The following is a 22442-nucleotide window of genomic DNA, read 5'->3' as shown; positions in this document are numbered from 1 at the left end:
GGCCCCTGGATAAAACTTTTAATCTAAAGAAGATGATTTTAACTACCGATCATGAAATAAGTAATTAGTGGTAATGCATAGAAATATTTTTCTGATAATAGTTCTGTTCCATGAGTCAATCCTTTGCAAAAGCCAAATCATCCAATCAAATTATTCAAACAATTTGATTGCCCTGCAGCAGCATATTTACCTGCAGTTAGATAACAATATTTATTCAGCAGGCGACACAGTACATTTCCAGGGTTATGTTTTGCAAAACGGATTACCGGCCGTTACTTCAAAAAATCTGTATGTGGACTGGTTTGGGGATAATGATAAATTACTGGCCCACCAGGTTTATCTGGTTGTGAATGGCACAGCCGCTGGCCAGTGGGCTATCCCGGAACTATATGAAGGTGGAAGCTTTAAAGTGCTGGCCTATACATCCAGCTTAATACAGTCAGACAGCAGCCTGGCTTTTCACCAGGAATTTCCGTTGCTGGGCCATGAAATAATACAACCTTTTCAGCTTAAAGTTTACCCTGAAGGCGGTATGCTCATAGCAGGTATTATCAATCGTGTTGGTTACCATATAGCAGGTTCCCCGGCTATGGAAATGCTGCTGGTTTCTTCAAACAATGATACGGTAACAAAAATTAATACCTCAGGAAAGGAATATGGTAATTTCAGCTTCATTCCCGAGAACAATAAAAGCTACCACATTGCATTGCCGGTTAACGGGATAGAGGGCATTGATTTACCTCTTGTTCAGGAAAAAGGTATAGCTCTACAAGTAACGCCATATCCTAATTCGATAGCCGTTATGCTGCGAAGAAGCAAAGGCCTTCCTGTGGCTGACTGGCAGTTAACAGGCATAATGAATGGTGATGTTGCCTATCAGTCAACTTTCAGTTTAAAAAACCGGGATAGTGGTTTTATTGAAATCCCAACCCAAAACCTGCCAAAAGGAGAGTTGCTGATTACTGTATATAACAATAAAGGACAATTACAGGCTTCCAGGCTGGTATATATTCCGGGGAAGGAAACTCCCGGCAATGTATTTACCTTAACCTATAATGACAGTAATTCCAACTCCGGCCAAAAGTCGTGGCGGTTAAATTACCGGGATTCAACAATGGCTTTATTGTCTGTTGCTGTGGCTGATGCTGTATTGCCTGAATGCAGCAGCAATATGCAGGGCTGGCTGCTGTTAGGCAAAGATGTGCCGGACAGCCTGCTCCATCAAAAAGACCCTGCTTCATTGATGGCAACAGACAATATCATGTTATGTTCTTCACCATTAAACACCTTAAAAAATATTAATACCACAGACACAGCTTATTTCTGTTTGTCGGGCAAAATAACAGGGAAGAAGTTGCCGAAGGAAGTAAGCCTGATTGTAAAAACGGGAGGCCGGTATCAGCCTGTAAAACTGCCTTTGGATGAAAAAGGCTGTTTCCGGGACAGCAGTTTTTTGTTGTTTGATTCCTGTTATGTGGCGCTGGCAAAAGGGCAGGAAAACCTTGCTTTGGAATTAGATACTCTATCTCCTCCTGCTTTTTTACAATATCCTTTTTCCGGCAAATGGAAGGTAGAGGCAGTGGAAAGTGAAAGTGAGCCAGCAGCAGTAACACGCCAGGTTACGCTTCCTCTCAATTTGGCGGCCTACAAAGATACTTCCGGTAGCCATCATTTATTGCCAACAGTAGAAGTCAAGACCCAAAAATGGAGAACAAAGGGAGATTCTGTGCGGGCAATCTATATGTCGGATATGATGCAGAATAGATATCCCAATGGGTATGATGTGAATTTTGACGGAGATCCAGCGCTTTATATGGGCGGCGCAACAATATGGGATTTATTGTTGGGCAAAGTGCCGAATTATGGTTATAATCCGATAACTAAAACAGGAAAAGCTGATAAAGTTTTTCTTGATGAGGTTGAAATGAGTGTTGAAGGGGTTGATGATTTACAATTACCCCAGATTGCCTTTGTTAAATATATTCCAGGACATGGAACCTCCATAACAAGTGGCAAGACAGGGAGTATATTACTGATTTACAGCAAAAAATATAAGGATCCCACCTTAAAAGAGCGCCTTGCCCATAATTGGGGAAAAGCAATAACGGGCTATAACAGTTACATACCTTTTGGACAAACCAGCTTTGATACGCAAAAAAAGGATTCTGTTGACAGGCGCAAGACCCTATATTGGGAGCCGGGCGTTATAATGGATGCAAACCGCAGACAGTTGAATCTGGATTTTGAGAATAACAGCTTAGCCAGGCAATGGCGCATCGTAGTGGAAGGTATAAAGGTGGATGGAATGCCGGTTTATTATGAGGAAGTAATTAAGTAGGATTTGGTTTATCTTTTTGAGTACTACGAAGCAGTGTTTAGCAAAAACTCTTACGGATACCGTCTGGCAAAGAACGCACATCAATAATCCCTGATCATTTGCTCACTGGCATGCTGGTTACACGATTTAGATTGACAAGAGCCGTATGACGGGAGACTGTCAGGTACGGTTCTGTGAGAAACTGGGGACTAAAACGCTCCGGCTTACCCGACCAGTTAAGATTGTATGAAATAATAAATTATGATCATTATATATTTAGTGCACAAAACAACAGCCATGAAAAAAATTTTTTTCGCAGTAATTACGCTCCTTCCCACATTACTATCTGCCCAGGTAAAACAGGTGAAGCTTACCGATTTTGATATGCAGTCATCCGCTATTATTAAAGAGGATGCGGCAACCATTTCCGGTAAAGATTACCATTCAAAAAATTACTGGTTTCCTGTAAAAGTTCCCTCAACCGTGCTTACCGGTTTGGTGGCCAATAAAGTATATCCTGATCCATACACCGGTATGAACAATATGCTGATACCCGACGCTTCAGATTCGTTCAACAGGAAATATAATCTTGAGCAATACAGCTATCTGCCCAATGACCCCAATCCCTGGAAAAAGCCGTACTGGTACAGAACGGTGTTTAATGTGCCCGCGGCTGACAAAGGCAAAATCTTCCAGCTTATATTCAAGGGCATTAATTACCGCGCAGAGGTATGGGTGAACGGAAAGCAGTTTGCCGATTCATCGCAAATGGCGGGCATGTTTGCGGAATACAGCCTGAATGTAACGGATGCCATTGAGCCCGGCGACAGCAATGTGCTGGCCGTGAAAATTTACCCGCTCGATTATCCGGGCGAGCCTGCGCCGCCGCAACTAAAAGCCCTGGGCGATTTCTTTTTAAACGGCGGCCCCACAGGCGATATCGGCAAGAACATTACCATGCTTTGTTCGGTAGGCTGGGACTGGATACCCGAAGTGCACGACCGCAACATGGGTATATGGCAGCCGGTTTATTTGCGCACAACAGGCAGTGTGGTGATACAGCAGCCGCATATTATAACCGAACTGCCCAAACTGCCTGATACTTCGCTGGCTGAATTAAGTTTGAACGTATCATTAAAGAATAATGGCAATGCGGCAGCAAAAGGTAAGCTGAAGATTACCATTTCTCCTGAAACATTTGAGGGCAAAGCTTTTGATGTGGAAAAAGAGGTAATGGTGGAAGCCAATGCTGTAAAAGAAATAAAATTATCTGCTGATGATGTGAAGCAGTTTGTGATAAGCAAACCGCATTTGTGGTGGCCCAATAATTATGGCGATCCCGATCTTTACCGCGTCCGCCTGCAATATATAAGCGCTAATACCATTTCTGATGATACTTCATTCCTGTTTGGCATCCGCACGGTAAGCTCAGAAGTAAGGATGGTGAAAGACTGGGCGAGAAGGGATTTTTATGTGAATGGGAAGCGGGTGCATTTGGTGGGCGGCGCCTGGGTGCCTGATATGATGCTGAACCGCGATTCGCTGCGCAACGATTACGAACTGCATTTATGCCGCAATGCCAATATAAACCTGGTAAGAATATGGGGCGGCGGCCTGGCAGAAACAGATGATTTTTATGAACTGGCCGACCGTTATGGTCTGCTGGTATGGCAGGACTTCTGGATAACCGGCGACACGCAGGGCGAATTTAAAGGCTCGCCTGATTATCCTTTGCAGGGCGAAATTTTTAAGCGCAATGTAATAAGCACCATTTACCGCATACGCAACCATGCAAGCCTGCTGGTGTGGACGGGCGGCAACGAAGGCCATGCCCGTAAAGAATTATACGATGCCATGCGGGATAATATTACACAGCTTGACGGCACCAGGCCCTTCATTCCAAGTTCATCGGGCTTTGCCAAACTGCCACAGGGTTTTGCCGGCTCATGGCCCGATGATAAACCTTCGGGCGTGTACAGCGGTGGGCCGTACAGGTGGCAGGAGCCTTCAAAGTATTATGAGCTTATCAATAAGGGTAAAGACTGGGTTTTTAAAGATGAAACAGGCATTCCATCGCAGCCGCCCTATTCATCGCTGGCAAAAAATATTACGCCGCTTGTGCCCGATGATACCATTCCTTACCCGTTAAATAATGTTTGGGGTTATCATGACGCCTGTATTGGCGCAGGCCATTTTGAAGACTATTATAAACAGATGGCCAGCCGTTTTGGTGCACCTGCAGGCATGAAAGATTATGCTGATAAAATGCAGTTGATGAATGCTGATGGTTACCGCGGCATTTTTGAAGCCGCTGCACATAAGCTTAACGATAATGGCGGTGTTATGTTATGGAAACTGAATGCGGCATTTCCAAGTGTGATATGGCAGGTATATGACTGGTTTTTGCAGCCCAACGCCGGCTATTATTTTATGCAGCGCGCCTGTGCACCGCTGCATGTGCAGTTTAATTATGATGATTCTGCGGTGGCCGTTATTAACCGCAGCTATCAGCCGTATTCAAACTTAACTGTTGATGCGCAGGTGATTGATATAAGCGGAAAACCTTTGTACCGGCAATCAAGAAAAATTAATATGCGTGCAAGCGCAGCCAATGAATTTATACCATTGGTTGATGTGCTTGCCAAACAAAAGGATGTTGTGTTTGTTGTGCTGCATGTAAGAGATGAGCATGGCAAAACCATTTCAGAAAATACCTACTGGCTGCAACCAGAAAATGATTATACATCTTTCGGCAGGATGCCCGCGGCTGTTGTATCGAATAAAGTTATTGCCTCAGAAAAGAAGAGCGGTTATCAGTATTATACTTTGCAGTTTACCAATACTTCGTCACAGTTTGCTTTCTTCATTAACCCGCAGTTAATGGTAAATAATGAAGAAGTAATGCCGGCTTTCTGGAGCAATAATTATTTTTCTTTAATGCCAAACGAAAGCACAACGGTAACGGTTAGCTGCCCGCTTGAAAAATTGAATGGTAAGAAACCGCAGATTACCATAGCTGCATGGAATGTAACCGGCGTTACAACTGAGCTGCCTTAGAATCTGTTTAAATTTTTCGCGCAGAGAACACAGCGCCAACAGAGACGTTGTATTACGCTGTTTACTCCTTTGCTCTGTGCGAAAAATTGCCAAACCCTGTAAAGAATTGAATTGTTAACACAGTTTCCTGAAATCTTGGCCTGTTCGCATCGTAACTGTGCAAACTGTATAAGCTTTATGCTACGCCAATAACCGCCTGTATGGCCGTGGAAACGTTAAACATATTTAAGAAAACTTTACTTTGCTTAATTGCAGTTGCATAATTAGAATACTATTTTTGTTGCCTTTAAAATAAAATCATGGGTTGGATCATATTTATAATCGGCGCCATTGGCTGGCATATAGGTGTTTATGGCTTGTTTAAAAAAGCCGGTATTGCCGCCTGGAAAGCCTTTGTGCCATTTTACAATACCTGGTGCATGGTTGAAATTACCGGCATTAAAAAACTATGGTTCTGGGTGCAGTTCATTCCAATCCTGGGACAGTTTGTCACTATCTGGATAACGATAATTTTTGTAATGCATTTCGGGCAGTTTACGCTGCTGCAGCATGCCGCACTGGTGTTCCTGCCATTCATTTACCTGCCATATATTGGTTTTTCAAAAGATGTGAGATGGGGCGGTAAAGATGTAATGAAGCATTACAAAAAATCGGCTGCAAGGGAATGGGTGGACGCCGCGGTATTTGCTGTAGTGGCCGCCACATTAATCCGCACATTCATCTTTGAAGCCTATACCATTCCAACAGAAAGTATGGAAAAAACATTGCTGATAAACGACTTTCTGTTTGTGAGCAAATGGAGTTATGGGGCAAGGCTGCCGGTAACGCCGCTGAGTTTTCCTTTTGTGCATAATGTTATGCCGGGCATGCCCACCACGCCCTCTTATTTAAAATGGATACAGTTACCGTATAAAAGATTGCCGGGTTATACATCCATAAAAAGAAATGATGTGGTTGTGTTCAATGTTCCGGCTGCAGACACCATCATCAACCTGCCGGACTATGGCAGCAAGGTTTTGTATTATGATGTATTGAGACAACAGTTTAACGGCAACCGTGATGCATTGAATGCAACGTATCCTGTGCTTGTTCACCCTTTTGACAAAACAGATAATTATATAAAACGTTGTGTAGGCGTGCCCGGCGACGTGATACAAAACAAACAGGGCATACTGTATGTAAACAATCAGCCTGCTTATGTGGCGCCCGGTTCGCAGATTGATTATGTGGTTGAAACAAATGGCACCATCTTTAACCCGCAGTTCCTGGAAGACTCCCTGGAGATGGATATTAATAATGGCGACCAGGTGCAGGTTGATGGCAGCCAGAAAATATATATTATGAACCTTACACCTGAAAAAGCGGCTATTGTAAAAAGGCAGCCAAACGTAAAAAGTATTTCTATTTATTCGTCAGCGGATGTAACCATTCAAACGTTTCCTTTTGATACTGCCAATTTTAAATGGTCTGTTGATAACTACGGCCCGCTGCAGGTGCCTAAAGCCGGATCAACCATAACCTTATCGCCACAGAACATTGCTTTGTATGAGCGCATTATAACAACGTATGAGCATAATACGCTGGAATATGCAAATGGCAGCTATGTAATAAACGGCAGGCCTGCCAATAATTATACTTTTAAATACAATTATTACTGGATGATGGGCGATAACCGCCACCGCAGCCAGGACAGCCGTTACTGGGGCTTTGTTCCGGAAACGCATATTGTGGGAAAAGCCTCGCTTATATGGTTTAGCTGGGATAAAGGCCCGCGATGGAGCCGTTTGTTTAAATCTATTCAGTAAAAGGATAATCAGTAAGCCGGCATAAAAAAATAACCCGGTCTTTTAAGCTTGCAAATGCAGGGGCATACAATTGTTAGAGACTTTACAATCAAACCTTCCTGCCGCCTTCTTTTTGCTGCTCTTTTGCCCAGGTGTCTTTTAATGTAACCGTTCTGTTGAAGATCAGCTTTTCTTGGGTGGCGTTTTTATCCAAAGTAAAATATCCTTTGCGCAGGAATTGATAACGCTCATCCTGCATTGCATTTTTTAAAGCAGGCTCGGCATATACAACAGGAAGAATTTCCAGCGAATTTTCGTTAATGTAATCTTTAAAATCGCCTGCTTCACCGGATGGGTCTTCTGCTTTAAACAAACGGTCGTATAATCTTACTTCGGCTGTTATGGCATGCGCCACGCTTACCCAATGCAGGGTGCCTTTTACTTTTATGTTTGATGTATCGTTACCGCTTTTGCTTTCAGGGATGTAAGAGCAGTTAAGCTGGATGATATTGCCCGCATCATCTTTCACCACTTCATCGCATTTTATAATGTAAGCGCCTTTTAACCGTACCATGCCGCCGGGAAATAAGCGGAAATATTTTTTGGACGGGCTCTCCATGAAATCATCCTGTTCTATATACAATTCCCTGCTGAAAGGCACATCGCGAAAACCGCCATTAGCATCTTCAGGATTATCTTCCACGCTCACCATTTCGTTTTCCTCCTTATAATTAGTAAGCACAAGTTTTACCGGGTTGAACACAACCATCCTGCGCAAAGCGATCCTGTTCAGATCTTCCCGCACACAAAATTCAAGCAGGCTCAGCTCTGTAACGTTTTCCCTTTTGGCAATGCCTGCCCGGTCGCAAAAATCCCTGATTGATGCAGGCGTATAACCCCTTCTTCTTAACCCGCTGATGGTGGGCATGCGTGGGTCGTCCCAGCCATCCACATGCTTTTCATTTACCAGTTGCAGCAGCTTGCGTTTGCTCATTACGGTATAGCTGATGTTGCGCCTTGCAAATTCATACTGGCGGGAAGGGTAAATATCAAGCTTCTCAATAAACCAGTCGTATAATTCGCGGTGCGGCACAAATTCCAGCGTGCAAATGCTGTGTGTTATATGTTCTATGGAATCGCTTTGGCCATGTGCAAAATCATACATCGGGTAAATGCACCAGTTATCGCCTGTGCGGTGGTGGTGTGCATGTTTAATACGGTAAATAACCGGGTCGCGCATCAGCATATTAATATGCGCCATATCAATTTTTGCACGCAATACCCGTTCGCCGTCTTTATATTTTCCGGCTTTCATTTCTTCAAACAGGCGCAGGTTTTCTTCTATGCTTCTGTTGCGGTATTTACTGTTAATGCCCGGCGTTGTTGGCGTGCCCTTTTCAGCAGCCATGGTTTCACTGTTGCTGTCATCAATATATGCATAACCTGTCCTTATCAGCTTAATTGCAAAAAGATATAGCTGTTCAAAATAATCCGAAGCATATAGCTCGTGCTTCCATTCAAAGCCCAGCCAGCGCACATCATTTTTTATGCTTTCCACATATTCTGTTTCTTCTGTTGTGGGGTTGGTATCATCAAACCGCAAATTGGTATAGCCGCCGTATTTTTTTGAGAGGCCGAAGTTCAGGCAAATGCTCGCCGCATGACCCAGGTGTAAATAACCGTTGGGCTCAGGCGGAAACCGCGTAATGATTGAAACATATTTGCCGGCATCCAGGTCGCGCTCTATTATTTCTTCTAAAAAGTTTAAAGATTTTTCTTCTGCCATAACCGGCAAAGATAATTGCTTAATGTTGCGTTAGTCAACCTCCTGAAGAATCTTCAACCAGCGAATTTTAAAAGAAACGTTAAACTGGTTTCTTTTGCGCTTTTGCATTTATGCCCTTGCAGTTTGTTAATTAACTTGTCTTACTGGCAACAAAAATGTTATTTGCACCATGCTCCTGAATTTCACACATATTTTTAGCTTATCCATGCTTGGGTTTGCAGGCATCTTCTCCATTTCGTCCTGTGCGGGGCACAACACACAATCTGTTATTGGTATGAGCGAGCAAAAAATTACTACGGCAGTCACTGATACAGCCAGTTTTGGAACAGGTTGTTTCTGGTGCACAGAAGCCATCTTTCAAAGATTAAATGGCGTTATAAAGGTTACAAGCGGTTATAGCGGAGGCTCTGTGCCTGATCCCACTTATGAAGAAGTTTGCACCGGCACCACAGGCCATGCAGAATGCTGCCAGGTGGTGTACAACCCGTCTGTTATAAGCTATGATGAATTGCTTGAAGTTTTCTGGAAAACACATGACCCCACCACTTTAAACAGACAGGGTAATGATGTAGGCCCGCAATACCGCAGCGTGATATTCTATCATTCAGAAGAACAAAAAGAAAAAGCAGAACATTATAAGGCTGCGCTAAATGATAGCGGGGTTTTTAATAAACCGGTTGTTACAGCTATTGAACCTTACCGGAATTTTTATGCTGCCGAAAATTACCACCAGAAATATTTTGATTACAATCCGGGCCAGATGTATTGCCGTTTAGTAATTGCGCCAAAGGTGGAAAAGTTTGAAAAGGTGTTTAAGAATAAATTAAAAAGCACCTCTAAAAACAGCGAAACGGCGAATAAATGAATAGCAGGTTAAAGGGCGTATCCAAATTTTTGCTTCCTCATGATTTTCCGGTTAGTGGATACCGGCCGGCAAAAAATAACCGAAGAAATTTTTAAGTTTTTTACATTCGCACAATGGCTCAATTGCAATTAGGCGATGCACTGAAGGAATTCTTAAACAGGAGTAAGCTTAAAGCCGGTTTAAGGGCGGTGCAGATTGAAGGTATCTGGGAAGATGTGATGGGTAAAACCATTGCCCGTTATACGGATAAAATCCAAATAATTAATAATACCCTTTTTGTTTATACTTCTGTAGCTGCGTTAAAACAGGAACTGGTTTATCAAAAAACCAAAATAATTGAAAGGATAAATGAAGCGCTGCACGAAAAAGCCATTACTGATATTGTTATAAAGTAAACGCAGGTATGCTTTATTTTTCACGGTTGTATGTATAAAGCCAATGGCGGGAAGAAAGAAAATATTAATGGTTGATGACGACGCAGAAGACAGGATGCTGATGCAGGATATGTTTGCGGAAATAGGAGCGCCGGATGCTGCCCATTATGCCGATAGCGGCGAAACCGCACTGCTTTACCTGGAAGGATTAACCGATAATGAACTGCCTTCGGTTATTGTGCTTGATCTGAATATGCCCAGGTTAAATGGCACGCAGGTTTTAAAAATATTAAAGCAAAATACAAAGCTTAAGCACATCACCGTAATCATGTATTCAACTTCCATAAATAATATTGAGAAAGAACAAAGCCTTAAACTGGGTGCGCATTCTTATGTAATCAAGCCAAGCTCTTATAACGATTGTATTAAACGGGCAAAATATTTTAATGACTTATCAGCTGAATTAAGCAGTTATAATTAAATTAATGCTGCAGTTTGAGACTTTGGCATATCTTCCAAACCCGGTTCAATTAACGCGCGTTCAATATAAACATTCATTAACCCGATGCTTTAGCTTTGGGCAGAAGATGCACATAGGTTCCCGGCTTTAGCCTGGGTTCTTCAATCAAAAAATAAAGCTTTGGCCAAAGCCAATAACACTTTACCTTAAGCAGCCCGGGCTTAAAAGCCCGGGTTAAAAATTATATTGAGCTCACGTTAAAATAATTAGTTGGCAAGCAGTTTTTTGCTTCTTATCAGGGGCTCAAATACCGAGATGATGCGTTGGGCAATACCTGTCCATCCGAAATTTCTCCTGGAAAAGATGGCGCCTTCCACGCCAATGCGTTTTGCTATTTCCGGGTAAAGCAACGGAAATGCCAGCATAGTTCCATATTCGATCGGACGGTTGGGATCGGCCAATAGTGCCTGTTTGCCAAAATTTATAAGGTCAAATAAACCACCATGCACAGTAATGACTGTAGGTGTTCCGCATGCCATTGCTTCAATGGCTACCATGCCAAATGGCTCATACCTCGACGACAGTGCAAATACTTTTGCGCATCGGTAATAATCTGCTAAATCTTCGTCAGGCACATATAGTTTCCAAACGATTTTATCGGAAACGCCTAATGCTTCTGCCAGGGCTTTCAGTTCTTCAACACCCTGTTTATCCTGTTCAGACTCATTGCTTCCAATGGCGGCTACTAACCTCGCCTGTGGCACCAGTTCAAAAAGTGTGGGCAATGATTTTATAAGCAAATCATGACCCTTGTTATATGCCATCCTCCCTAAAGCTAAAACATCGTGTTCCAGAAAGCAGTGCCGCTCACGCAGCCGTGATGCCTCCTCCGTCATTACCGGAGAAAAACGGTTTTCATCCATTCCGGGAGGTATAACGGTTACATGTGTATCCAATACGTCATAACTGTTTTTCAGCAGTTCTATTTGCGGAAGCGTGGTAGCGATAACATAATTGCACATCTGGTAAACAAAGTATTCTTTGCGTATGCGTTCTTCAAACCGGTAAATGTTTTCCATTTCAACCGGGTCAAAATCTCCGCCAAGGTTATTCTTCTTCCACAAGCCCAGTGAATGCGGTGTGTGCACATGCGGAATATCAAGGTCTTCTGCTATTTTCTGCCCAGCCCAGCCCGCATCCCAGTAATGGGAATACACCAGGTCGTACCTGATGCCGGTAGTCCTAACTTTGGCCAGGAAGTTGGTAATCAGCTGATCGAGATAATCGTGCATATCTTCTTTGCGGATGAATTTTTTGCCGCCAAACGGAATACGCCACACCCTGAAATTTTCATTAACAATATCAAATTCAGGCTGGTCTTCAAACTGCCTTGTAACCAGGTCAACTTTCAAGCCCAGCCTGCTGAAACGGTTAGCCAGTTCCAGTACATATACTACCTGGCCACCGGTATCGGGTTTGCCCAGTTCGGGCTCTGCGGCTACATAGCCATGTACTGACATTATTAAAATCCTTTGCATATTTGTGTTTTTTAGTTTATTAAATTAAGCTCATGGCAGGTATGGATATATTCAGATGCCGACCATGCCTGGTACGATTTTCCCATGGGCCTGCCTGTTGTTCCATTCGCCCATTCATTAAACTCCCATTCATTAAATATGCCGAGTTTGTTTAATTCTGCTAATTTGTATAGCTCTTTCAAAGCCAGCTCCCGCATGCCCAGTTTATCAATATACCTGACCCAGCCTGCCCCTACAAAAGGCCAGATGCCGCCATTGTGATAGTGATTGGGCAGGTTTAAAAGATTAACGGTATAATATGGCCGCCAATCCGGGTCGCCGGCCATCACAGCAGGATACACATTTTTTACCGGGAAAGGATCATTTACGCCCGCACCCCAGATAAACCGGAACGTAGTTGTAGCCTTTTCTTTGTCCACAACATTATACAGGAAGGCAAGGATGTTGGCATAAACATCGCACCTCCAGCTAAAATCGAAAGGGGTTACCTGAGCTATTAAATACCTGGCATCGCCGATAGTAAATTGTTTTTCGGCAAAGCCGGTAGAATGATCTAATATACCGCCGGTGGTGGGCCAGAAGTTTTGAATGATTTCTCTTTTTATAATATGCGACCACCGCAGATAGTTGCCGGCTTTTTTATATTCTCCCAGCAACTCAAGCAGCCTGCCAAAACAAACATTGGCCTGGTACCAGATAACTTCATCATATAAAACGTTATAGCTTCTGCCAAAAAGATCTGTCCAGTCGCCTGCTTCAGGTATTTCAAGCAGTGCATCATTGTTTCCGTCCTGCGCTGTCAGCCATATCATTATACGCTGCAGCGTATCAATGTTTTCCCGAAGAAAGGTGATATTGCCTGATGCTTTTATAAAATCATGAAAAGCGATTATAAGCCACAGCCCGCTGTCTATGGAGCAAATGCCGCCCACACCTGAATAATCCGGTTTGCCGGTATCAAGGCTTACGTTGGAGGGAATCTGCCCGGCCGGTGACACATATTTCAGCAGCGTTTTTAGCGTGTTGAGCTGGCAATTATACACCTCGGTGTCATCAATAAGGTACACTGTTCCGGTAATGGCGATTGACCCGTCCCGTGCCCATACACTCCTGTAATTAACATCAGTACCTGATGCAGCATTATCATTCAGCGAACAGGCAGAAAACCCCATGGGAGTAATGTTTTTGAGAATTACTTTAAGCGCCTCCTCGTATCCCTGCAGAATAAGGTCATATTGAGCATCTGTTATACTTTTTATTTCCCCTATATCCATCAGGTTTATCTGCTCCAGGTTTATTTCGTCATTGCCCTGCGTATTTTCCAAAACCTGATCATTTGAAACACGGGCGCCAAAATGTAACAGGCCATCCACCACGCCTTCATCATGTTCTTTACCGGAAAAATAAACGCGGCCTGGTTTTATCTGACTTAATAATTCCTGGTGCGCATTAGCCACCACAATTCCTTTTATTCCCTCTATCTGGAACATTGCCATATCGTTACCACTGTCTCCGGCAACAATGGTTTCATCAGCCGGGATATTCAGAAAGTCCAGCAGCCATTTAAGTGCATTTCCTTTATTGGCCCATTTAGGCAATATGTCCAGGTGAATATCACTTGAATAAACAACATTTACCCCCAGCCCTTTTTTTGCCAAGGCCTGTTCAATACCCGATAACATTTCGGGCGTTGCATCGTGCAGGTACCAGCTTGATTTATATTCATTCTGAAAATGATCCGCTTGCTTTTTCAGTCCGTTTTTAAGGCCGTTCATAACATCGTTAACTGTATCTATATTCCATCCTTCTTCCAATACCTGCGAAAACGCTTTAATAAGTTTTCTTGTTTTAACGTCCCATATTGCCGTGCCAACACCGCATATTATATAAGAGGGTACAGGCAGCCTTCTCGACAATATTAATTTCATGGTATCATCAATTAAACGTCCTGTGTTATAGCAAAGCAGCGGTGGCTCATCAAATGTTATTTTTTTCCATTGCCTCACAAAAGAAAAATGGTGATTTGAGACCGGTAATAATGTGTCATCTATATCGAATGAAAGAAATTTTATTGCCATAGAAATAATGCTGTTTATTGTATTGCCTGCAGGGAAAGCATCACGTTATAAGAAAAATAAAAATGCTTATTGTAGGCAGTATAAGCCAAATTGCAAAAATTTTTCCTGCTGATTGTTACAAAACTCTAAAAATCATGCCTTTTTATTAAAAAGCACCTGTTTTCACTTTGGAAATAAGCTCTGCGCAGCGATAGTTTGGTTATAGTAGAATAGTATTGTATAATCCCTTTAAAGCCCAGGAGGCGGGCACATATAGGTTGCACCTTTGGTTTGCATTTTCCTGATAAAACTATGTGGTGATTTTTTTAGTGTAATGATTTGAATAATTTACTTCAAACAAAAACCGGATTGTCACTTTTTTTGCAACAACCCGGTTATAATATAAACAACCACTTTAAAAGCTTTATTGCAATAAGGCTTTTGCCTTGTTTACAATATTCTCCACAGTAAAGCCATATTCCTTCATAACCACATCACCCGGTGCAGATTCACCGAATTTTGAAATGCCGATTATATCGCCTTCATCCGTAACATATTTATGCCAGCCCATGGGAGAGCCGGCTTCTATAGCAAGGCGTTTGCTTAAAGACTTTGCAAATACAGACTCTTTATAAGCGGCATCCTGTTTTTCAAACAATTCCCACGATGGCATGCTTACCACCTTTACGGCAATGCCCGCTTCCTTTAATGCAGCCTGCGCTTTTAGGGCAAGTGAAACTTCGCTGCCTGTTGCAATTAAAATAAGCTGTGCATTTTCAGCATCCGATAATATGTATGCTCCTTTTTCAAGCCCTGATGCTTTTGCATATTTGCTTTGATCTAAAGAAGGCAGTTTTTGTCTAGATAGGATTATTGCAACCGGGCCGCCTGTATGCTCCAGTGCAACGCGCCAGGCCTGCGCTGTTTCGTTGGCATCGGCCGGGCGGATAACGGTAACATTGGGTATGGCACGCAATGCAGCCAACTGTTCAACCGGCTGGTGCGTTGTGCCGTCTTCACCCAAACCAATACTGTCGTGTGTATAAATGTAGATTGGCCTTAACTGCATGATGGCTGCCAGGCGGATGGGCGGGCGCATGTATTCACTGAAAATTAAAAATGTTGCACCATAGGGTGTAAAGCCTTTGGTAACAGCTATACCGTTTAATATAGCGCCCATGGCATGTTCGCGTATGCCAAAATGGAAGTTCCTGCCGTTGTAATTGCCGGCTTCAAATGACTGTGCATTTTTAATTAATGTATTGGTTGAAGGTGCAAGGTCGGCAGCGCCGCCAATCATCAGCGGGAAGAGATCTGCAATGGCATTAATGGTTTCGCCTGATGCCTGGCGGGTAGCCATTGCATCATCCGGGCCGAATACCGGCAGTTTCTCCTTCCAGCCCTCCGGTAACTTACCGCTGCTGAAAAGTTCATATTCTGCGGCCAGTTCAGGATATTTTTCTTTATAAGCTGCAAATAATTCTTTCCATTGCTTTTCCGTATCGGCACCTTTGGAACCAGCCTTTCGGTAGAAGTCAAGCACTTCATCTGCAACAACAAAAGATTGTTCGGGATCGAAACCAAGATTCTTTTTTGTGGCGGCCAGTTCTTCTTTGCCCAGTGGTGCGCCATGCGATTCAGCCGTATCAACCGCGTTGGGAGCACCATAAGCAATATGTGTCCTAACCAAAATCAAGGAAGGTTTGTCGGTTACTTTTTTCGCGTTTTTAATAGCGGCAGCAATGCCTTCCACATCATTACCATCTGCAACAGACTGCGTATGCCATCCGTAGGCTTCAAAACGTTTTGCCACATCTTCGTCAAATGCCAGTGAAGTATCGCCTTCAATTGAAATATGATTGTTATCGTACAGGTAAATAATGTTGCCCAATTTTAAATGGCCGGCAATGGAAGCGGCTTCTGCGCTTACGCCTTCCATTAAATCACCATCGCTGCAGATGGCATAAATGTTATAATCAAAAAGATCAAAGCCTTCTTTGTTATAGCGGGAAGCAAGATATTTCTGAGCTATCGCCATGCCAACACCATTGGCAAAGCCCTGACCTAAGGGGCCGGTGGTAATTTCAATACCGGGTAATAAACCATATTCAGGGTGGCCTGCTGTTTTGCTATGCAACTGTCTGAAATTTTTTATATCATTAAGGGTAACATCATAGCCGGTTAGGTATAGATAAGCATATTGTAACATACAGGCGTGGCCTGCTGATAAAATAAATCTGTCTCGGTTGGCCCATTCAGGATTTTTGGGGTTGTAGTTCATTGTTTTTGTCCATAATGCATAACCCATTGGTGCAGTGGCCATTGGAGTACCCGGATGGCCTGAGTTTGCTTTTTGAACTGCGTCTGCTGCAAGCAGCCGGACTGTGTCAATTGATAATTTGGTAAGATCAGCGTTCATTCTTTTATTTTTAGGAGCGGCAAGATAAAAATTTATTAAAGAAAAAATAATTGTTTACATGACAATTATCCTCGATAACATAGATTCTGCATGTATTTCACTAATTTCCGCTAAAATTTTGTATGGATTATACTGTGCCGCCCCATACCAGAATCGGGCACGTGCATTTAAAAGTTGCCGATTTGGACCGTGCATTATCTTTTTATAAAAATTTACTGGGTTTTGAAATTATGGACAGGTTTGGCACCCGGGCTGTATTTATATCTGCCGGCAGTTATCATCATCATATAGGCTTAAACACCTGGTACAGCAAAAATGCGCCGCCGGCACCGGTGCATTCTGCAGGCCTGTTTCATACTGCTATTCTATATCCCACAAGAAAAGACCTGGCAGTTGTATTTAAACGGCTGCTGGATGCCAAATATCCTTTCACCGGTTTTGCCGATCATGGTGTTTCTGAAGCCCTGTATCTGAATGATCCTGATGAGAACGGTGTTGAATTGTATTGGGACAAACCCCGCGACCAATGGCCTTTTGATACGAATGGCGAGTTGCACATGTACACGAAAGAACTGGATATGGAATCTTTGCTTGCCGAATTGACCTCGCTCCAACCCTTCTCCACCCGGGGAGAGGAATATTAATTCAAAGCTGTTATAGTTTATTTAAGGTTTGTTCCATGCCCAATAATTATTTTAAGTTCAAACAATTTACGGTTTATCAGGATCAATGTGCCATGAAGGTTTGCACCGACGCCTGTTTGTTTGGAGCATGGGCGGCTGATTATAACTTACAGCCTGTAGTTCACCGCTTGCTGGATATAGGAACCGGTACAGGCTTATTGTCTTTAATGCTTGCCCAAAAATTACCGGATGTAATAATGGATGCTGTTGAAATTGATGAAGCTGCAGCGCAGCAGGCAAAAGAAAATTTTGAAGCTTCTCCGTGGAAAGAAAGGCTTAATGTTTATAATACTTCTATCCAGCAGTTTGCTGAAACAACTGCGCATAAGTATGATATTATTATTTGCAATCCGCCGTTTTATGAAAATGATTTGAAGAGTGGTGATGCTAAAAGAAACCTGGCGCTGCACAGCGCGGAATTAAGGCTGGGGCAGTTGATTGCTGCTGCAGATACGCTGCTTAATGATGGCGGGCGTTTTTTCGCGCTGCTGCCATATTTCAGAACGGAAGAATTTGAGGCATTGATTGATGGTAAGTTTTTTGTGCGGGAAAAAGCGCTGGTGAAGCAATCCGGAATGCATGATTATTTCAGAAGCATGTTTTTGTTGACGAAACAGGAAGGCTCTCCTGTTTTTTCAGAGATGAGCATAATGAATGAAGACGGAAATTATACAGAAGCGTTTGTGGGGTTGCTGCAAACGTATTACCTGAAATTGTAAGTATTTTTCACAGGCGGGCGCATCTGTTTTCTTAATAAAAAGAAATGCATTCACAGTTTTATTGAGATGTTTCTTTATCCAGTGGTATTTGAATTATAACAGCCGTTCCTTTTTCTTCCCGGTTAAGCCAATGGATATTTCCCTGCAGTAACTTAACCCGGTGTGCCATGTTTCTTATGCCAAGGCTTTTATTTTTTGTTGCGGTTATGTCAAAGCCGGTTCCGTTATCATTAACCGTTAGCTGAATCATGTCGCCTTCTTTTTTGATATGAATATCAATTGCCGTAGCGTTTGCATGTTTTAATGTATTTTGAACAGCCTCCTGCACCACGCGGAAAAGCATAACCTGCGCTTCAGCTTCCACAGGCAGTTTTTCATAATCACTGCTTATACGCACGGATATGTTGCGGGCGGCATTCAGCCGTTCTTTTTCCCAGTTCAGGTTTTCTATAAAATCGAATTGGCGTATCCAGTCTGTATTCAAAGATTTGGAAAGTGTGCGCAAATCCTGTATAGCGCGGGCAAGGCTTTGCTCTGCAGTTTTGAATGTATCCGGCACGGTTTGTATTTCCATGCCCGCAATATTGAGCAGCATTTTGGTGCTGCTCAGTAACTGGCCAATGTTATCATGCAGTTCCTGGCTTACCTGGTTAAAAGCATGTTCCTGGGTTTCAAGCTGGGCTTTCAGCAACTGTTCATTAAACGAAAGTTGCATCAGTTGCTTTTCCTGTATATATCTTTTTTTGCGGCCATTAAAGTAAGCCACCAGTATAAAAATGAAAACGCCCGCCAGCAATAAAACTATTGTGGCGATGATAATGGCGATAATGAGGTCTGACGGGTGTTCCTTCGGCGGCATATAAATGCAATGATTAAGCTGCTACGTAAAATTACATTTACTGTGTAATTAATATAACCATACAGGTTGATGCCGGTAACATCGTGATAATGCTGCAGGTAATCAAGAAAAAGGTAAATCAGCATGCTGCCCAGTGCAGACAGTAACAAGCCAATGGCCAGCCAGGCATATTCGCTGGCCAGCAGGTTTACATAATTTTCCTGCGAAAGCAGGGCATAAAAAAAGTAACAGCTCAAAAATGAAAAGATAATGTTTCCGGTTAATTCGGTGTAAGAATTATAAACATGCATGCCCTGCAGGAAAATGAAATTCATCAGCCAGGCCAGCGAAAATATACCCGTCAGCCAATAACAAAGCTTTTTCATTGCCGGTGCAGCCAGGCTGAATATCCAAACAAAAAACAAAACATTTATAAGCAGCAAAATATTATAGGGCAGCGCATTATTGTATGCCTTCCGTATATAGCTGATATACCATCCTGTTGCATCGAGCAGGATGGTAATAAAAGCCAGTATTTTAAAAGACCGCCATTGGCCGGTTGGCTTATCCAGCAAAACCACAGCGGCAATAAAAGAAGCCCATTCGGCTATGATAGTGATATTAATGTAAGAAAGCAGCATCGGTGGTTTTTTATTGTGTTACAGGGCAGTTGGCAGGACAGAGGTGACCGTTATCAAGTGCCATTATAGTGTTATCTTTCGATTTCAGAAAGCTTTCGTGGTGATTCATATTACATTTTCTACAACAGAAATCAGGCGAATCTTCAAACTTAAAAAGTTTGTTGCCGGTTTTCACATAATCAAATTGTAATATCATTCTCTTCTTATACCTATGGCCATCATAGCAGGTTGAATCTTTTCCTTTTTTATCATAAGCTGATATTGTTATTCGAAATCCTATAAAGTCCTTTAACATCGTATTGGTTTTAATTTCTTCAAAGGCTTCAATAATCCTCTTGTTTTCATAATAAATGCTTTTTGTGTCAGTATAGTTTTTTGAACCGTTATCGTTATCGCTGTTAGAATCAATTGTTTTTCTTAGTGCAGGTAATATATGATTGTTATATTCTGTTGTCCAGTTGATCTTATTGCTATCGGGTACCTTATGTAAAACTGTATCGTTATCCACCACATAACACTTCCCATAATCTGTGTTTTTATCAGCAGCAGTAAAAAGCAAAACTATCTGACCATCATTTAGCTGTATAGAGGTATCGCTGCCTTTCTTAACAAAACAAGCAAATATTACTCTAAGGCCCTGGGCTTTCTGAGTGCCTGTATCTGCCTTAATTATTTCATTTAGATTGCTTTTTGATATAAAAAAATAAGGATTGTTATGATATAGCCTTCCTGTTTCCTTCAATAATTGATACTTTGATTTTGCAAATAACTCTTTTTTAAAAAGCTGCTTTTTCCTTTTATCAGCTGAACTGTCGCTTACCCACATTGCCGGTAATGGTTTTATTCCATCGCAGGAGTTTGTGCAGTTACATTTTTGTGCTTTGGCATCAACTGATAAAGTTTGAAATATTAATCCGGCAAGCGCTGCTAAAAGCAATCGGGTACAATTGTGTTTCATGGTTTAATCTTTAAATGAAAAATACAAAGTAATCAGCCTGCAAGCTCCATAATTACTAACATCTTTTTAACCGTATTTTTCACATCGCGGGTTGGGGATTTTCCCTGAAGGGCCACTCAAAGATTGCTTTATTGGTTTGATGATAAAAAGGCTGAAATAAATAAAACAGGAGATTTCACCCACACCCAAAAATGCCCACAAACCAGTCCTTCCTGCACGAACCTTAAACCTTATACCTGCTTATGTATCTCGCTTGTAAAATGAAATTCGATATCCGGGTTATTGGTGATCTCCGTATTTAAAAACCATTCGCTTTGCGCCAGATACACAGGGTTGCCATCTTTATCAGCTGCGCTGTTCTGTTGCTTAAAGCGAAGGAACTCATCCAGCTTCTTCTGATCTTTACTGGTAAGCCAGCAGGCTTTATAAAAAGGCAGCATTCTAAATTCGCAGGCAGCGCCATATTCATTCAGCAGGCGGTACTGGATCACCTCAAACTGCAGTTCACCCACGCAACCAATAATTTTTTTATTGCCGCCAAACTGCGTGAACAATTGTGCCACGCCTTCATCGGTTAACTGGGTAATGCCTTTTTCAAGCTGCTTGGTTTTCATGGGGTCTTTATTTACCAGTTCCTTAAATATTTCAGGTGAAAAAGATGGAATACCCGTGAAATAAAAATTTTCACCTTCAGTAAGCGTATCACCAATTTTAAAATTGCCGGTATCAAACAAGCCAATCACATCGCCGGGGTAAGCATCTTCAATAACATCCTTACTGCGGGCCATGAAAGAGTAGGGGTTGCTGAAACGAAAATCCTTATCCAGCCTTACATGGTGATAATATTTGTTGCGCTCAAACCTGCCGCTGCATACCCGCATAAATGCAATACGGTCGCGGTGGCGGGGATCGAGGTTAGCATGTATTTTAAATACAAAACCGCTCAGCCTGGGCTCATCCACTTTTACCAGGCGCCTGCTCGTTTCGCGGTTAAGCGGTTCGGGCGCAATCTTAATGAAAGTGTCAAGCAATTCCTTCACGCCAAAATTGTTGATGGCGCTGCCAAAAAAAACCGGCGCCACATGGCCGCTTACATAGTCTTCCACATTCAGCCTGCCATAAACGCCGTCAATCAGCTCTACGTCTTCACGCAATGCATTCGCGTCGCTGCCGCCCACCTTATCATCCAGTATGCTGTCATTCAATTTTTCAATTATTATGCTGTCATCATCTTCGGCAGCTTTTGTATTGGCGGTGAAAAGCAATAAACTTTTTGCATCAAGGTTATACACGCCTTTAAAATCCTTGCCGCTGTTAATGGGCCAGGTCATCGGGTGCAGTTGAATTTTCAGTTCCTTTTCAATTTCTTCCAGCAGGTCAAAACGGTTCTTGCCGTCGCGGTCCATCTTATTAATAAAAACAATCACCGGTGTATTGCGCATACGGCAAACCTCCATAAGGCGGCGGGTTTGTTCTTCCACACCATTTACACTGTCAATTACCAGCACTACACTGTCAACCGCGGTTAAAGTGCGGTAAGTGTCTTCCGCAAAATCCTTGTGGCCCGGCGTATCCAGCAGGTTAATCAGAAAGTCCTTGTATTCAAATGTCATTACACTCGTAGCCACCGAAATGCCACGCTGCCTTTCAATCTCCATAAAATCGCTCGTAGCATGTTTCTTAATCTTATTGCTTTTAACTGCGCCTGCCGTTTGAATAGCGCCGCCAAACAACAAAAACTTTTCGGTTAATGTTGTTTTACCGGCATCGGGATGCGATATAATAGCAAAAGTTCTTCTGCGGCTTATTTCTTTTTCGTTGCTCATTTATATTACCAGTTCAATGTTTCAATCTGATAGCTGATAGCTGATAGCTGATAGCTGATAGCTGATAGCTGATAGCTGATAGCTGATAGCTGATAGCTGATAGCTGATAGCTGATAGCTG

At 42.6% G+C, this 22442-nt stretch carries 16 protein-coding genes; 8 read left to right on the top strand and 8 right to left on the bottom strand.

Annotation, left to right across the window (positions count from 1 at the left end; all coding sequences use genetic code 11):
* Positions 1–163 precede the first annotated feature (163 nt).
* The 3 genes from QM629_RS12590 to lepB all read left to right on the top strand — a co-directional run bounded on the left by QM629_RS12590 (position 164) and on the right by lepB (position 7179).
* Positions 164–2338, top strand: coding sequence for a hypothetical protein (locus QM629_RS12590; RefSeq protein WP_415160230.1), 2175 nt, complete (start codon positions 164–166; stop codon positions 2336–2338).
* A gap of 276 nt (positions 2339–2614) precedes the next feature.
* Positions 2615–5374: a glycosyl hydrolase 2 galactose-binding domain-containing protein gene (locus tag QM629_RS12585; protein WP_415160229.1), complete on the top strand. Its 2760-nt coding sequence runs from the start codon at positions 2615–2617 to the stop codon at positions 5372–5374.
* Positions 5375–5673: 299 nt separating this feature from the next.
* The gene (lepB, locus tag QM629_RS12580; protein ID WP_415160228.1) at positions 5674–7179 is read left to right on the top strand and encodes a signal peptidase I; all 1506 of its coding nucleotides are present in this window, start codon (positions 5674–5676) and stop codon (positions 7177–7179) included.
* Positions 7180–7267: 88 nt separating this feature from the next.
* On the opposite strand, the gene QM629_RS12575 is transcribed toward lepB, so the two are convergent.
* Positions 7268–8944: a glutamine--tRNA ligase/YqeY domain fusion protein gene (locus tag QM629_RS12575; RefSeq protein ID WP_415160227.1), complete on the bottom strand. Its 1677-nt coding sequence runs from the start codon at positions 8942–8944 to the stop codon at positions 7268–7270.
* A gap of 169 nt (positions 8945–9113) precedes the next feature.
* Between QM629_RS12575 and msrA the strand changes: the two genes are divergently transcribed.
* From msrA to QM629_RS12560, 3 genes are all read left to right on the top strand, one after another.
* Positions 9114–9809 (top strand): peptide-methionine (S)-S-oxide reductase MsrA, encoded by a 696-nt coding sequence (gene msrA, locus QM629_RS12570; protein ID WP_415160226.1) that lies wholly within the window; start codon positions 9114–9116, stop codon positions 9807–9809.
* A 113-nt stretch (positions 9810–9922) separates the two neighbouring features.
* A complete protein-coding gene (locus QM629_RS12565) occupies positions 9923–10204 on the top strand; it encodes a DUF721 domain-containing protein (protein WP_415160225.1) in 282 nt (93 codons plus the stop codon).
* 67 nt (positions 10205–10271) lie between these two features.
* Positions 10272–10664, top strand: a complete 393-nt coding sequence (locus QM629_RS12560) for a response regulator (RefSeq protein WP_415160224.1) — start codon at positions 10272–10274, stop codon at positions 10662–10664.
* A 245-nt stretch (positions 10665–10909) separates the two neighbouring features.
* Here the strand turns inward: QM629_RS12560 and QM629_RS12555 are convergent, their stop codons facing one another.
* The 3 genes from QM629_RS12555 to tkt all read right to left on the bottom strand — a co-directional run bounded on the left by QM629_RS12555 (position 10910) and on the right by tkt (position 16657).
* On the bottom strand, positions 10910–12181 hold the full coding sequence (locus QM629_RS12555; protein WP_415160223.1) for a glycosyltransferase: 1272 nt from the start codon (positions 12179–12181) through the stop codon (positions 10910–10912).
* An 11-nt stretch (positions 12182–12192) separates the two neighbouring features.
* On the bottom strand, positions 12193–14259 hold the full coding sequence (locus tag QM629_RS12550) for an HAD-IIB family hydrolase (RefSeq protein WP_415160222.1): 2067 nt from the start codon (positions 14257–14259) through the stop codon (positions 12193–12195).
* Between the two features lie 403 nt (positions 14260–14662).
* The gene (gene tkt / locus QM629_RS12545; RefSeq protein WP_415160221.1) at positions 14663–16657 is read right to left on the bottom strand and encodes a transketolase; all 1995 of its coding nucleotides are present in this window, start codon (positions 16655–16657) and stop codon (positions 14663–14665) included.
* Positions 16658–16779: 122 nt separating this feature from the next.
* On the opposite strand from tkt, the gene QM629_RS12540 reads away from it, so the two are divergent.
* Both QM629_RS12540 and QM629_RS12535 read left to right on the top strand, forming a co-directional pair.
* The gene (locus QM629_RS12540) at positions 16780–17301 is read left to right on the top strand and encodes a VOC family protein (protein ID WP_415160220.1); all 522 of its coding nucleotides are present in this window, start codon (positions 16780–16782) and stop codon (positions 17299–17301) included.
* A 35-nt stretch (positions 17302–17336) separates the two neighbouring features.
* Positions 17337–18059, top strand: a complete 723-nt coding sequence (locus tag QM629_RS12535; RefSeq protein WP_415160219.1) for a tRNA1(Val) (adenine(37)-N6)-methyltransferase — start codon at positions 17337–17339, stop codon at positions 18057–18059.
* Positions 18060–18117: 58 nt separating this feature from the next.
* On the opposite strand, the gene QM629_RS12530 is transcribed toward QM629_RS12535, so the two are convergent.
* The 4 genes from QM629_RS12530 to QM629_RS12515 all read right to left on the bottom strand — a co-directional run bounded on the left by QM629_RS12530 (position 18118) and on the right by QM629_RS12515 (position 22322).
* A complete protein-coding gene (locus QM629_RS12530) occupies positions 18118–18918 on the bottom strand; it encodes a sensor histidine kinase (RefSeq protein ID WP_415160218.1) in 801 nt (266 codons plus the stop codon).
* On the bottom strand, positions 18861–19538 hold the full coding sequence (locus tag QM629_RS12525; protein ID WP_415160217.1) for a hypothetical protein: 678 nt from the start codon (positions 19536–19538) through the stop codon (positions 18861–18863). Before QM629_RS12525 ends, QM629_RS12530 begins: the two co-directional genes overlap by 58 nt.
* Before the next feature lie 10 nt (positions 19539–19548).
* On the bottom strand, positions 19549–20496 hold the full coding sequence (locus QM629_RS12520; RefSeq protein WP_415160216.1) for a hypothetical protein: 948 nt from the start codon (positions 20494–20496) through the stop codon (positions 19549–19551).
* Positions 20497–20726: 230 nt separating this feature from the next.
* Positions 20727–22322 (bottom strand): peptide chain release factor 3, encoded by a 1596-nt coding sequence (locus QM629_RS12515; RefSeq protein ID WP_415160215.1) that lies wholly within the window; start codon positions 22320–22322, stop codon positions 20727–20729.
* Between the last annotated feature and the right edge of the window lie 120 nt (positions 22323–22442).

The organism is Parafilimonas sp., from assembly GCF_047606085.1.
Lineage (GTDB): Bacteria > Bacteroidota > Bacteroidia > Chitinophagales > Chitinophagaceae > Parafilimonas.
This window is presented reverse-complemented; position numbering and strand designations above follow the sequence as displayed.